The sequence below is a fragment of the Streptomyces sp. SCPE 10 genome (assembly GCF_051980735.1).
GTDB classification, from domain to species: domain Bacteria; phylum Actinomycetota; class Actinomycetes; order Streptomycetales; family Streptomycetaceae; genus Streptomyces; species Streptomyces misionensis.
Window position 1 is genome coordinate 1876205 of the sequence record NZ_CP197069.1, and the last position, 13651, is coordinate 1889855.

Below are 13651 nucleotides of genomic sequence, written 5' to 3' on the forward strand. Positions count from 1 at the left end.
AAGTTCCGTCTTAGTCGTCTGCGTCCTCTACGCCCGGCGCGTCGGGCGCGTCCGGGTCGAACGACGGAACCCCTTCCTGGGTCTCGGCCTCGATCGCCTCCGCCTCCGGGAGGAAGGGCGCGAGCTCCGGAAGCTCGTCCAGGCCACGCAGGCCCATCCGCTCCAGGAAGTAGTTCGTCGTCCTGTACAGGATCGCACCTGTTTCGGGTTCCGCGCCCGCCTCCTCGACCAGACCCCGCTGGAGCAGGGTCCGCATCACACCGTCGCAGTTCACCCCGCGTACGGCGGAGACCCGGCTGCGGCTGACCGGCTGGCGGTAGGCGACGACCGCGAGCGTCTCCAGCGCGGCCTGGGTGAGCCGGGCGGTCTGGCCGTCCAGGACCAGCCGTTCCACGGCGGGCGCGTAGGCGGCGCGGGTGTAGAAGCGCCAGCCGCCCGCGACGTGGCGCAGCTCGAAGCCGCGGCCCTGCACGGTGTACTCGTCAGCCAGTTCGCGCAGCGCGTCGGCGATCTGCCGCCGGGGCCGCTCCAGGATCCTGGCGAGGTGCTCCTCGGTCGCGGGCTCGTCCACGACCATGAGGACGGCCTCCAGGGCGGGCCTGAGTTCCAGTCCGGCGACGGCGCCGTCCCCCGCGGGCGCCTCGGTCGTCTCGCTCACGGCTGCTTCTCCTCCTCCTCGGTCGGCTGCGGCGGCCGGTCGAACTCGTCGGTGACCACCGGGGCCGCCTCCCCGTCCCCGCCGGTCCAGCGCACCAGCAGCTCGCCGAGGGCCGTCTCCTGCTCCAGGGCGACGGCCTTCTCCCGGTACAGCTCCAGGAGGGCCAGGAAGCGGGCGACGACGGTCAGGGTGTCGTCGGCGTCCTCGACCAGCGTCCGGAAGCCGGCCTCGCCCAGTTCCCGCAGCCGCGCGACCACGATCCGCGCCTGCTCCTGCACGCTGACCAGCGGGGCGTGGATGTGGTCGACGTAGACCTGCGGCTTGGGCTTGGGCTGCATCGCCTTGACCGCGAGCCTGGCGAACCCCTCGGGGCCGATGCTGATCACGACCTCGGGCAGCAGCTCGGCGTGCTCGGGCTCCAGGCCGACGGTACGGGGGTGACGCCGGGCCTCCTCCTCGACGCGCGCGTTGAAGATGTCGGCGATCCGCTTGTACGCCCGGTACTGGAGCAGCCGTGCGAACAGCAGGTCCCGGGCCTCCAGCAGCGCGAGGTCGGCCTCGTCCTCCACCTCGGCGGCGGGCAGCAGCCGGGCCGCCTTCAGATCGAGCAGGGTGGCGGCGACGACCAGGAACTCCGTCGTCTGGTCCAGGTCCCAGTCCGGGCCCATCGCCCTGATGTGCGCCATGAACTCGTCGGTCACCTTCGACAGGGCGACCTCGGTGACGTCCAGCTTGTGCTTGGAGATCAGCTGGAGCAGCAGGTCGAAGGGGCCCTCGAAGTTGGAGAGGCGGACCTTGAAGACGCCGTCGGGCGCGTCGTCGGGTGTCGCGTCGGATGCGGGTGCCTCGTCGGATGCGGGCGCCTCGTCGGGCGCGGGTTCCGAAGCGGGTCCGGGTTCGGGCGCGGGCTCCGGTCCGGGCTCGGGCTCCGGTCCGGGCTGGGGATCAGGTCCGGCGGCAGGGGTTTCTTCCGGTACGACCGTCCCGTGGGCCTCGTCGAGCGCCGCGGCGCCCGGTCCCCGGCCCAGCGCACGCCGACGGCCGGCGGTACCGGGGTCGGGGAGGTCGAACGAGGTCATGGCCCCCGCAGGCTACCGCTAACGTCCCCGCAGCCGTCGCACGAGGATGCTCGCGTCCCCCCGGGACTCCAGGTCGGCCAGCACCACGGCCACCGCCTCGCGCACGATGCGCCCGCGGTCCACCGCGAGTCCGTGCTCGCCCCGGAGCACCAGCCGCGCGTGCTCCAGGTCCATCAGTTCCTCGGCGGACACGTACACGGTGATCTTCTCGTCGTGCCGCTCGCGCCCGCTGGGCCGGCGGCTGGCCGCCCGCCCCCGCTTGCGCGGCTGGGCGGCGGCCGCGGGGCCGTCCGGCGCGGACTGCCGGCGCCGGCCGCGGGACTCGGCGTCGGCGGGCTCCGCCTCCGCCGGCATGTGCTCCGCGCCCTCGCCGTCGCCGCTCTGTACGGGCACGGCCTGCGGTGCGTCCTCGGCGGCGGCCACGTCGTCGCTCTCCTGCGCGGGAGCCGGCACCCGGGCCTCACCGCCCGCCGCGCGCCGGGGAGTCGACGGCTGCAACGCCGTCCCCCCTGTCGTACGGAAGAGTTCGTCGGCCCCCGGCAGACTCACTCGGCGTGACACCGGGCGAGCACCTCCCTGGCGAGCTGGCGGTAGGCGGCGGCACCGACGGAGTTGGAGGCGTACGTGGTGATCGGCTCACCGGCGACCGTGGTCTCCGGGAAGCGGACCGTGCGCCCGATGACCGTGTGGTACACGTGGTCGTCGAACGCCTCGACCACCCGGGCGAGGACCTCGCGGCTGTGCACCGTGCGCGAGTCGTACATGGTGGCGAGGATGCCGTCCAGCTCCAGCTCCGGGTTGAGCCGTTCCTGGACCTTCTCGATGGTCTCGGTCAGCAGCGCGACACCGCGCAGCGCGAAGAACTCGCACTCCAGCGGCACGATCACCTTGTGCGCGGCGGTCAGCGCGTTCACCGTGAGCAGGCCGAGCGAGGGCTGGCAGTCGATCACGATGTAGTCGTAGTCGGGCAGCAGCGGCTTGAGCGCCCGCTGGAGCGTGGACTCGCGCGCGACCTCGGAGACCAGCTGGACCTCGGCGGCCGACAGGTCGATGTTGGAGGGCAGCAGGTCCATGTTGGGGACCGCGGTCTTCAGCAGGACCTCGTCCGCCGACATGCCCCGCTCCATGAGCAGGTTGTAGACCGTGAGGTCGAGTTCCATGGGGTTGACGCCGAGACCCACCGACAGCGCGCCCTGCGGGTCGAAGTCCACGAGCAGCACGCGCCGGCCGTACTCCGCGAGCGCGGCACCCAGGTTGATGGTCGACGTCGTCTTGCCGACGCCGCCCTTCTGGTTGCACATCGCGATGATCTTCGCGGGGCCGTGGTCGGTCAGCGGGCCCGGGATCGGGAAGTACGGCAGCGGGCGTCCGGTGGGACCGATGCGCTCACGGCGCTGGCGGGCCGCGTCGGGCGCGAGCGTGGCCGCGTACTCCGGATCGGGCTCGTACTCGGCGTCGGGGTCGTAGAAGTGCCCCTCGGGCAGTTCGTCGTAGTCGGCGAAGTGGTTGTGGGGCGCGCCACTTCCGTCGCCGGCCATGGCGTTCACGTGATGGCCATCCATGCTCTGGTGTGCTGTCCGGGGCCTGGGCGCTCCCGGACTCTGGTGGGCTGCGAAGGTGCGCACAGCTACGGAGCCGACAGCCTCGGATCCCGCGGGCCCCTGGCCCCCTGCGGGCATTCCTGGTTGACCACCCCCGGGAGAAAATGTCGACTCATTCACAAGTCGTCTTACCTCCTTGGTGACCAGGAAACTTCTAGACAAGGTCAGCGTGGCACCATGCCGACGGTTGGCGACTCTATGGCGTGTCGGCGGTCCGCAGCAACACAATCCGCCGGACCCGGCAGGATGTGTCGGCAATGAAACATGTCGCTGTCAAGGGCGTACGGCCGTCGCACAGCAGGTTTCACCGGGGTGCGAATCGGTTGAACGGTTACGTTCGAGGCGAGTTGACCGAGAGTCGCAAAGTGACCATACACACATCCGGCCGGACCTTGTCGGGCAAGGTCCGGCCGGGCGTGGGCGGTTGACGAGACGTGTTGACGAATCGCCTTTTGCCGGTGAGCGACTTGGCGACTCGGCTGGTCGCGAAGGTCAGCCGAGCAGCGAGGCCAGCTCGACGTGCTCCAGGCCGTGGGCCTCGGCGACCTCCTTGTAAACCACCTTGCCGTCGTGGGTGTTGAGACCCTTGGCGAGCGCGGCGTCGCGGCGCAGCGCCTCGACCCAGCCGTTGTTGGCGAGGGAGACGATGTACGGCAGCGTCGCGTTGGTGAGGGCGTTGGTGGAGGTGTTCGGCACACCGCCCGGCATGTTGGCGACGCAGTAGAAGACCGAGTTGTGGACCTCGAAGGTCGGCTCGGCGTGCGTGGTGGGACGGGAGTCCTCGAAGCAGCCGCCCTGGTCGATCGCGATGTCGACAAGGACACTTCCGGGCTTCATGCGGGCGACCAGCTCGTTGGTGACGAGCTTCGGGGCCTTGGCGCCCGGGATCAGCACCGCGCCGATGACCAGGTCGGCGTCCAGGACGGCCTTCTCCAGCTCGAAGGCGTTGGACATGATCGCCTTGACCTTCGTACCGAAGATCTTGTCGGCCTCGCGCAGCTTGTTGATGTCGCGGTCGAGCAGGGTCACGTCGAAGCCCATGCCGACGGCGACCTGGGTGGCGTTCCAGCCGGAGACGCCGCCGCCGATGACCACGGCCTTGGCCGGGGTCACACCCGGGACACCGCCGGGCAGCACCCCGCGGCCGCCGTGGGCACGCATCAGGTGGTAGGCGCCGACCTGTGGGGCCAGCCGGCCCGCGACCTCGGACATCGGGGCGAGCAGCGGCAGCGAGCGGTTGGGCAGCTCGACCGTCTCGTAGGCGATGGCCGTGGTGCCGGACTCGATCAGCGCGTCCGTGCACTCCTTGGAGGCGGCCAGGTGCAGGTAGGTGAAGAGGATCTGGTCCTTGCGAAGGCGGTGGTACTCCTCCGCGATGGGCTCCTTGACCTTCAGCAGCAGGTCGGCGGCGGCCCACACCTCGTCGGCGGTGTCCAGGATCCGGCCACCGGCGGCCACGTACTCGGCGTCCGTGATCGAGGAGCCGATGCCGGCGCCCCGCTCGATGACGACCTGGTGGCCGTTGCGCACCAGCTCGTGCACGCCGGCGGGGGTGATGGCCACCCGGAACTCGTTGTTCTTGACCTCGCGGGGGATGCCGACCTTCACGTCGATCACGGTCCTTGGCTCAGGGGTATGGGGGTGCATTACAGACGTACCCAGACATGCCTTGGCATACCAGGAGACACCGCAGGAACATGCGGCAGAGCCAGTTTAATGAAGGTGTTCCGCCTGTCTAGCCTTTCATTGCATCAATCTTCAGAGGATGCACCGCGGATTTCGCAGGCGTTCGGGTCTTGTTCCGGGCTTGTGTCCTGCTGGGACGGCCGCTCCGGGCCCTCCTCACCCAGCAGACGCCCGGCCGCGGCCCGGTGCAACCGGGCCGCCGTCGGGTCGCCGAGGCGCTCCAGGGTGTCGGCCAGGCGCAGCTGCAACGCCGCCTGGAGCCGGACGTCGTCCGCGCGCCGCGCCCACTCCACCGCCTCCTGGCAGGTGTGCAGCGATTCCTGCGGCCGTCCCGCGTACTCCTGCACCCGGGCCGTTTCGCTCAACGCCCTTGCGTACGAGGCGACTTCACCGCTCTTGCGGTAGACCGCGCAGGCCGCCCGCCAGTTCCGCAGCGCCTCGCCGTAGCGGCCCGCGTAGGTGTGGGCGGTGGCGATCCGGCCGTACAGCCGGGCGGCCTCGGTGCGCTCGCCGCGGGCCAGCCGGTCGGCCAGCGCCCGCCCGAACCAGTCGGCGGCCCGGTCGTAGTCCCCCAGCTCCTGGTGGGCGCCGCCTACGGATTCCATCGCGCGGCCGGTCGCGTACGGGTCGTTCGCCTCCCGTCCGGCGTCCAGCGCGTCCCGGTAACGGGCCAGCGCGTCCCGGGTACGGCCGGTCTGGGCGTCCAGGTCGCCCAGGTTCAGCAGCGCCGCGGCCCGCTCCCGGGGCAGCCCGCGCCGCTGCGCCACATCCAGCACCAGGCTGTGCACGCCGTACAGGTCGGCGGCCGCCGCCTGGGTGCCGACATGCGCCGCGAAGGCCCTGACCAGCTGCGACAGCAGCCGCCTGGCCAGGGTGTCCAGTTCTCCGTCGGCCACCGCGAGCCGGGCGGAGGCCAGCAGCGCGGGCCTGCGCACGCGCAGCCACTCGGCGGCCGCGCGGGGGTCGGCGAAGCGCACCGCCGGGGGCAGCGCCTGGATCTTCTCGCGGGACTGCGGAGTGTCGGTCTCGGTGATGGCCCGGCAGGAGTGCAGCAGCCGTACCGTGCGCTCCAGCATCCGGGCCCGGGCCAGCTGGAGCTCCCCCGGCCGCTCCTGGGCCTCGGCCAGCGCGCGCAGCAGCGGGTGCAGCCAGCCCGGCACCTCGTACTCGGCGAGCGGCGAGTCCACCGGCCGCAGCAGGCCGAGGGCGACGAAGTCGTCCAGGGTGGCGCGGGCGGCCTCCACCGAGCATCCGGCCAGCGCGGAGGCGGTGTGGTCGTCGACCGGGCCGGCCGGGGCCAGGCTGAGCAGTCGCAGTATCCGGGCGGCAGGGCCGGGCAGCTCCTCGTGCACCAGCCTGAAGACGCGGGCCAGTGGGGTGGCGTCGGCGTCGTCCGCGCCGTTCTGCCCGAAGGTGTGCATCCGCTTGGCCAGGTCGGAGACGGCGGCCTTGGGGCGGGCGGCGAGCCAGCCGCCGGCCAGCACCAGTGTGGCCGGGTGGCCCTGGCAGGCCTCCGCCAGACTCTCGGCGGAGCGGGGGTCGACGGTGACGCGGACCGAGCCGGTGTAGCGGGTGAGCAGCTCGACGGCGGACTTGGTGTCGAGGCCGCCCAGGGTGCAGGGGCGGACGTCCGCGATGCCGGTGAGCGGGCCCTTGGAGACGGCCACCACCAGGCAGTCCGGGGCGTCCGGGAGCAGCGCGTCGACCTGTTCGGCCCCGGCCGCGTCGTCCAGGAACAGCAGCGCCCGGCGGCCGGCCAGGGCGGTGCGCAGGGCCTGTGCCAGATCGTCCTCGGCGGCGCCGGCCGGGGCGGGTACCCGCAGCGCGGCCAGCAGTTCGCGGGCGGCCCGCTCCACCGGGACCGGGGTGCCGTCGGCCTCGGCGAGCCGGGCGCGCAGCACCCCGTCGGGGTAACGGTGCGCGACCTGGCGGACCAGTTCGGCGGCGAGGGTGGTGCGGCCGGAACCGGGGCGCCCGGCGATCAGCAGCACCCGCGCGCGGGGCGCCTTGCGGCCGGAGATGGTGTCCAGGCCCGCGCGCTCGATGTCGGCGCGCAGCTCCTTCAACTCCCGTGCGCGGCCCAGGAAATGGTCCCCGTCGGCCGAGGGCGCGGACAGCCGCGCACCGCCTGTGTCCACCGCCTGATCCGTCACGGGCCACACTCCCGTCCCACACCGCACGCGCAAGCCCGCCGGATCTTCCGGTACGGGCGTTGAAGAGCCTAGTTCACGCTCTGCGACGTTCCGCTCGGAGCACGGCGGGGACGACGGGGACATCGCCCGATCGGATCAGGCGATGGTCACACCAATGGGCTTCCGTGGGTTCAGGAGGAGAACGGGCGGGCCGGCCAGGGCGCGTCCGCCGGGCGCAGGGCGTCCAGCCCGTCCCCGCCGCGCGCGGCCACCAGGGACAGCACCCCGACGACCAGGCAGTTGTTGTGCACGTCACCGGCGAGCACGAGGCGCACCAGCTCGTCGACCGGCACCCGCGCGTGCTGCATGTCGGTCTCCTCGTGCTCCGCCGCGAAGCGCTCCCCCTCGGCCTCGGACAGATCACGCGCGAGGAAGATCCGCACGGCCTCGTCGCAGCCGCCGGGGGTGGTGTACACGTCGGTGAGCACCCGCCAGTCCTCGGCCTTGACGTGCGCCTCCTCGTACAGCTCGCGCTGGGCGGCGTGCAGCGGGTTCTCGCCGGGCACGTCGAGCAGCCCGGCCGGGATCTCCCACAGCTTGTGGCGCACCGGGTGGCGGTACTGGTTGATCAGCAGCACCCGGTCCTCCTCGTCGAGGGCGAGGACGGCGACCGAGCCCGGGTGGACCTGGTAGTCGCGGCGGACCACCGAGCCGTCCGGCATGACCACCTCGTCGGTGCGCACCGAGGTCTTGTTGCCGACGAAGGGGGTCTCCGTCGCCCGGATCTCCCACTCCTCGCGGGTGTCCTTGATCGTCGTCATGCCCTGTCCTTCCCCATGTGCGCGAGCGGCCGGGACGCGGTCCTTGCGGACACCAGCGCCCCGGCCACCGTACAACTCCCGCGTTACTTCCCGATCTTCCGCTCGACCGCGGCCTTCACCAGACCGGCGAAGAGCGGGTGCGGGCGGGTCGGCCGCGAGCGCAGCTCCGGGTGCGCCTGGGTGGCGACCAGGTAGGGATGCGTGTCGCGCGGGTACTCGACGTACTCCACGAGCTTGCCGTCCGGGGAGGTGCCGGAGAACTGGATACCCGCCTTCTTCTCCAGCTCCGCGCGGTAGGCGTTGTTCACCTCGTAGCGGTGACGGTGCCGTTCCTCGACGTACTCCTTGCCGTCGTACGCCTCGCGCACGAGGGAGCCCTCGGCCAGCTTGGCCGGGTACATGCCCAGGCGCATGGTGCCGCCCATGTCGCCCTCGCCGGCCACGATGTCCAGCTGTTCGGCCATGGTGGAGATCACCGGGTGGGCGGTGGCCGGGTCGAACTCGGTGGAGTTGGCGTCCGGGATGTCGGCCAGGTTGCGCGCGGCCTCGATCACGATGCACTGGAGGCCGAGGCAGAGGCCGAGCAGCGGGATCTTGTTCTCGCGGGCGTAGCGGATGGCGCCGACCTTGCCGAGCACACCGCGGTCGCCGAAGCCGCCCGGGATGCAGATGCCGTCGACGTCGGCGAGCTGCGCCTTGGCGCCGGCCGGGGTCTTGCAGTCGTCGGAGGTGACCCACTTGATCTTCACGCGGGCGCGGTTGGCGAAGCCGCCGGCGCGCATCGCCTCGGTGACCGAGAGGTAGGCGTCGGGCAGGTCGATGTACTTGCCGACCAGGGCGAGGGTGACCTCGTGCTCCGGGTTGTGGACCCGGTCCAGCAGGTCGTCCCAGGTCGTCCAGTCCACGTCCCGGAAGGGCAGGTCGAGCTTGCGCACCACGTAGGCGTCCAGGCCCTCGGTGTGCACGACCTTCGGGATGTCGTAGATCGAGCGGGCGTCCGGGCAGGCCACCACGGCGGCCTCGTCCACGTCGCACATCAGCGAGATCTTGCGCTTGATGGCGGTGGGGACCTCTCGGTCGCAGCGCAGCACGATGGCGTCCGGCTGGATGCCGATGTTGCGCAGCGCGGCGACGGAGTGCTGGGTCGGCTTGGTCTTCAGCTCGCCGGAGGGGCCGATGTAGGGCAGCAGGGAGATGTGCACCACGAAGACGTTGTCCCGGCCCACCTCGTGGCGGACCTGGCGGACGGTCTCCAGGAACGGCAGCGACTCGATGTCGCCGACGGTGCCGCCGACCTCGGTGATGACGACGTCCACCGCGTCGGTCGCCATGCGGCGGATGCGGTGCTTGATCTCGTTGGTGATGTGCGGGATGACCTGCACGGTGTCGCCCAGGTACTCGCCGCGGCGCTCCTTGGCGATCACCGTCGAGTAGACCTGGCCGGTGGTGACGTTGGCCGAGCCGTCCAGGTCGCGGTCGAGGAAGCGCTCGTAGTGGCCGATGTCCAGGTCGGTCTCGGCGCCGTCGTTGGTGACGAACACCTCACCGTGCTGGAAGGGGTTCATCGTGCCCGGGTCGACGTTCAGGTAGGGGTCGAGCTTCTGCATCACGACGCGCAGGCCACGGGCCTTGAGCAGCATGCCCAGGCTGGAGGCGGTGAGGCCCTTGCCGAGCGAGGAGGCGACACCCCCGGTGACGAAGATGTGCTTGGTCGTCGTAGATTTCGGCGGCATGGCCAAGAGGGGGCTCCCGTGGTCGCTGGCTGTCGTGCGGTGCGGCTGTCCGCCCCGGATCGCTCCGAGGGTGCCGTCGCTGCGGTTCGGGGGTTTCGGGCCCACCGGTCCACGGGCTACCAGGGTATCAGCGCCCGGAGGCAATGGCTTCCGGCCACGCTCCGTGCACGGACACGTCGACTTTCGGCCACCTTGCGCACGCGGACGCGCACGCGGTGGCACCGGAAACGGAGGTGCGCAGGACCCCCCGGCCCCGTACGCCCCAGGGGTAAGCACAGTCCCGTCGGCCCCACACGATCATCACCAAGGGCTCACTCGTTCGGCGCACACAGGTTGCCCGGAGCGGCACGCGGATCACCCGGGTGCGTCGTATCCTGCTCGGACATTCACTGCCGGGCCCGGCCGGACGACGGCACACCCCCGCCTGAATCACCCGGAACACGAGAGCGCGGCAGTTCGTTGAGCAAGGACTGTCGTTTTGCCTCAGGGCTCGGCGGGCTGCTTTGCTTCACCGCTCAACGACGCACAACAACGACCCCCCTTGACCGCACTAGCGACAGCCCCCTCGCGCGGGGGTGACGTGGCCGTTCGACTGGAGTTGCACGTGGCCGGGCGCATCGAAGACTACGCACTCATCGGAGACATGCAGACCGCCGCACTGGTCTGCCGGGACGGCACGGTGGACTGGCTGTGCCTTCCCCGCTTCGACTCGCATGCCATCTTCGCCGGCCTGCTGGGCACCGAGGAGCACGGCTTCTGGCGGCTCGGCCCGGCGCACGCGGCCGACTCCGAGCCGCCCACGGCGGCCCGCCGCGGCTACCGGGGCGACTCGCTGATCCTGGAATCGGAGTGGGACACCCCGCGCGGCACCGTCCGCGTGACCGATTTCATGCCCCCGCGCGACGGCGCCCCGCAGCTGATCCGGATCGTGGAGGGCGTCACCGGCCGGGTGCCGATGCGCTCGGCGCTGCGGATGCGCTTCTCCTACGGCCGGGTGGTGCCCTGGGTGCACAAGCACGAGGGCCGCACGGTCGCCGTCGCCGGGCCCGACTCCGTGTGGTTCGACACCGATGTCGAGACCTACGGGAAGTCGCTGACCACCTACGCGGACTTCACGGTCGCCCCCGGCGACCGGATCGCGTTCACGGTCTCCTGGGAGCCCTCGCACAAGGAGCCGCCCGCCCTGCCGGAGCCGGAGCAGTCGCTGGAGGCGACCGAGCACTTCTGGCGCGAGTGGGTGGAGCAGTGCACGTACCACGGCCCGTACCGCGAGGCGGTGATCCGCTCCCTGATCACGCTGAAGGCGCTGACCTACGCGCCCACCGGCGGCATCGTCGCCGCCCCCACCACCTCGCTGCCCGAGGACATCGGCGGCGTGCGCAACTGGGACTACCGCTACACCTGGCTGCGCGACGCGGCGATCACCCTGTCCTCGCTGCTGCGCACCGGCTACCGCGAGGAGGCGCGCGCCTGGCGCGAGTGGCTGCTGCGCGCGGTCGCGGGCGACCCGGAGAACCTCCAGATCATGTACGGCATCGCGGGCGAGCGCGAGCTGGGCGAGGCCGAGCTGGACTGGCTGCCCGGCTACGAGGGCTCGGCCCCGGTCCGGGTCGGCAACGGCGCGGCCCACCAGCTCCAGCTGGACGTGTACGGCGAGGTCACCGAGGCCCTGCACCTGGCCCACATGACGGGCCTGGCCCGCAACGACTACGCGTCCCTGCTCCAGCTGAAGCTGATCCGCTACCTGGAGGACCACTGGCAGGAGCCGGACGAGGGCATCTGGGAGGTGCGCGGCCCGCGCCGGCACTTCGTGCACTCCAAGGTGATGGCCTGGGTCGCGGTGGACCGCACCATCAAGCTGATCGAGTCCGGGGACGCGGACGGCCCGCTGGAGCGCTGGCGCGAACTGCGCGACGACATCCACCGGGACGTGTGCGAGAAGGGCTACGACAAGGAGCGCAACACCTTCACCCAGTCCTACGGCTCCAAGGAGCTGGACGCCTCCCTGCTGCTGATCCCGCAGATGGGCTTCCTGCCCCCGGACGACAAGCGCGTCATCGGCACCATCGAGGCGATCCAGCGCGAGCTGTCCACGTCCGACGGCTTCATCCTGCGCTATCCGACCGAGGGCCAGGACGAGGGCGTCGACGGCCTCCCCGGCGACGAGGGCGCCTTCCTGGCGTGCTCGTTCTGGATGGCCGACGACCTGGCGATGATCGGCCGCGTGGACGAGGCCCGCAAGCTGTTCGAGAAGCTGCTCGCCCTGCGCAACGACCTCGGTCTGCTCGCGGAGGAATGGGACCCCCGCCTGAAGCGCCAGGTGGGCAACTTCCCGCAGGCGTTCAGTCACGTGCCGCTGATCGACACGGCGCTGCGGCTGACGGCGTCGGGGGCGTACGGCGGCTGACGGCCGTGCCCCGACGCGCCAGGGGGTGCCACGCTGGAAACCGTGGCACCCCGCTCGAAGGCGCGCACGGTCCTCGCCGCACTCCGCGAGGACCTGCTCGGTGACGTCCTCGCGCCCGAGGACCCCGGCTACGACGAAGCCCGGGCGGTCTTCAACGGGATGGTCGACCGGCGGCCGGCCGTGATCGCGCGGTGCGCGCACACGGCCGACGTGGTCCGCGCGGTGTGTTTCGCACGCGACCTGGACCTGCCGGTGGCGGTCCGCGGCGGCGGTCACGACCTCGGCGGCCGCGCGCTCGGCGACAACGCGCTCGTGGCGGACCTGCGGCGGATGCGGGAGGTCACGGTCGATCCGGCCACGCAGGCGGTCCGGGTCGGGGGCGGGACCACGACGGGCGATCTGGACCGGGCGGCCCGGCCGTACGGCCTCGCGACGACGGGATCCCGGGCCTCCGGCGCGGGGGTCGGCGGGTTCGTGCTCGGCGGCGGCTCCGGCTGGCTGGAGCGCGTCTTCGGGCCGGCCGTGGACAACCTCGTCGCCGTGGAGCTGGTGAGCGCCGACGGGGAGCGGCTGCACGCGAGCGCCGACGACGGCCCGGAGCTGTTCTGGGCGCTGCACGGCGGGGGCGGCAACTTCGGCGTCGCCACCGCGCTCACCCTGGAACTGCACGAACTTCCGCGTTTCAGCCTGGCGTTGACGCTGTGTCCGGCTGAGTCGGGGCCCCGGGTGGTGCGCGCCTTCCGGGAGGTCCTGGGCACCGCCCCGGATGCGGTGGGCGGAGCGGTGCTGTATCTCACCGGTCCGCCACCGGAGTTGGTGCCGTCCCGCCTGGCGGGCAGGCGGCTGTGCGCGGCGCTGCTGACCTGCGCGGGCGGTACGGAGGAACTGCGCGCCCTCGCCGCGCCGTTGCGGGCGCTGCCGCACGAGGCGCACCTGGTGGGCGAGGTGCCGTACGCCGACGCGCAGCGCCTGCTCGACGTCCCGCCGGGGCTGCGCTGCCACGGCTCGGCGGAGTGCCTCGGCGCGCTGCCGGACGCGGCGGCCGACGTCTTCTGCGCCCTCGGGGCGGACATGCCGGCCCGGGCCGGCACCCGGCTCGCGCTGTTCCCGCTGGGCGGGGCGGTCGCGGCCGGGGCGCACGCGTACCCGGTGGCGTACCGGGACGCGCCCTGGCTGGTGCACCCGCTCGCCGTCTGGGCGGACCCGGCCGACGACGAGCGCTGCGCCGGCTGGGTGCGGCGGGTGCGCACCGCCGTAGGGCCCTGGAGCACCGGGGCCGTCTGTCCGACCCTGATCGGTGACGAGGGCCCCGAGCGGGTCCGGGCGGGCCTCGGCGCGGGGAACACGCTGCGGCTGGAGAAGGTGAAACGGCGGTACGACCCGGACAACGTCTTCCGCTTCGACCGCAACATCAGGCCGATCTAGGGTCTTTCGTTCGCCGACGACAACGCCGCGAGGCGCGGTGCCGGGGCCCGCGAGCCCGGCACGATCCGAACGAGAGGCCCTGGCCGGAAGATTCTCTTCGGGCGTTTTC

General features: G+C 72.0%; 10 protein-coding genes. 2 read left to right on the forward strand and 8 right to left on the reverse strand.

Features of this window, described 5'->3' with window-relative positions:
* Positions 1 to 10: 10 nt before the first annotated feature.
* The 8 genes from scpB to ACSP97_RS08870 all read right to left on the reverse strand — a co-directional run bounded on the left by scpB (position 11) and on the right by ACSP97_RS08870 (position 9710).
* Positions 11 to 658, reverse strand: coding sequence for an SMC-Scp complex subunit ScpB (gene scpB / locus ACSP97_RS08835; protein WP_355530307.1), 648 nt, complete (start codon positions 656 to 658; stop codon positions 11 to 13).
* The gene (locus ACSP97_RS08840) at positions 655 to 1737 is read right to left on the reverse strand and encodes a segregation and condensation protein A (protein WP_440557018.1); all 1083 of its coding nucleotides are present in this window, start codon (positions 1735 to 1737) and stop codon (positions 655 to 657) included. The genes scpB and ACSP97_RS08840 overlap by 4 nt, the downstream gene beginning before the upstream one ends.
* An 18-nt stretch (positions 1738 to 1755) precedes the next feature.
* Positions 1756 to 2298: a hypothetical protein gene (locus ACSP97_RS08845; RefSeq protein WP_355152981.1), complete on the reverse strand. Its 543-nt coding sequence runs from the start codon at positions 2296 to 2298 to the stop codon at positions 1756 to 1758.
* Positions 2283 to 3416 carry a ParA family protein gene (locus ACSP97_RS08850; RefSeq protein ID WP_355152983.1) on the reverse strand — a complete coding sequence of 378 codons (1134 nt, stop codon included), beginning with the start codon at positions 3414 to 3416 and terminating at the stop codon, positions 2283 to 2285. The genes ACSP97_RS08845 and ACSP97_RS08850 overlap by 16 nt, the downstream gene beginning before the upstream one ends.
* A 414-nt stretch (positions 3417 to 3830) precedes the next feature.
* Positions 3831 to 4955: an alanine dehydrogenase gene (gene ald / locus ACSP97_RS08855; RefSeq protein WP_355152985.1), complete on the reverse strand. Its 1125-nt coding sequence runs from the start codon at positions 4953 to 4955 to the stop codon at positions 3831 to 3833.
* A gap of 134 nt (positions 4956 to 5089) precedes the next feature.
* Complete coding sequence (locus ACSP97_RS08860; RefSeq protein WP_440557021.1) at positions 5090 to 7177, reverse strand: tetratricopeptide repeat protein; 2088 nt, start codon at positions 7175 to 7177, stop codon at positions 5090 to 5092.
* Between the two features lie 170 nt (positions 7178 to 7347).
* Positions 7348 to 7977, reverse strand: coding sequence for an NUDIX domain-containing protein (locus ACSP97_RS08865; protein ID WP_070028011.1), 630 nt, complete (start codon positions 7975 to 7977; stop codon positions 7348 to 7350).
* Positions 7978 to 8060: 83 nt separating this feature from the next.
* Complete coding sequence (locus ACSP97_RS08870) at positions 8061 to 9710, reverse strand: CTP synthase (protein WP_355152988.1); 1650 nt, start codon at positions 9708 to 9710, stop codon at positions 8061 to 8063.
* A 604-nt stretch (positions 9711 to 10314) separates the two neighbouring features.
* On the opposite strand from ACSP97_RS08870, the gene ACSP97_RS08875 reads away from it, so the two are divergent.
* Positions 10315 to 12117 (forward strand): glycoside hydrolase family 15 protein, encoded by a 1803-nt coding sequence (locus ACSP97_RS08875; RefSeq protein WP_355153019.1) that lies wholly within the window; start codon positions 10315 to 10317, stop codon positions 12115 to 12117.
* 42 nt (positions 12118 to 12159) lie between these two features.
* Positions 12160 to 13542 (forward strand): FAD-binding oxidoreductase, encoded by a 1383-nt coding sequence (locus ACSP97_RS08880; RefSeq protein WP_440557023.1) that lies wholly within the window; start codon positions 12160 to 12162, stop codon positions 13540 to 13542.
* The last annotated feature ends 109 nt before the right edge of the window (positions 13543 to 13651 follow it).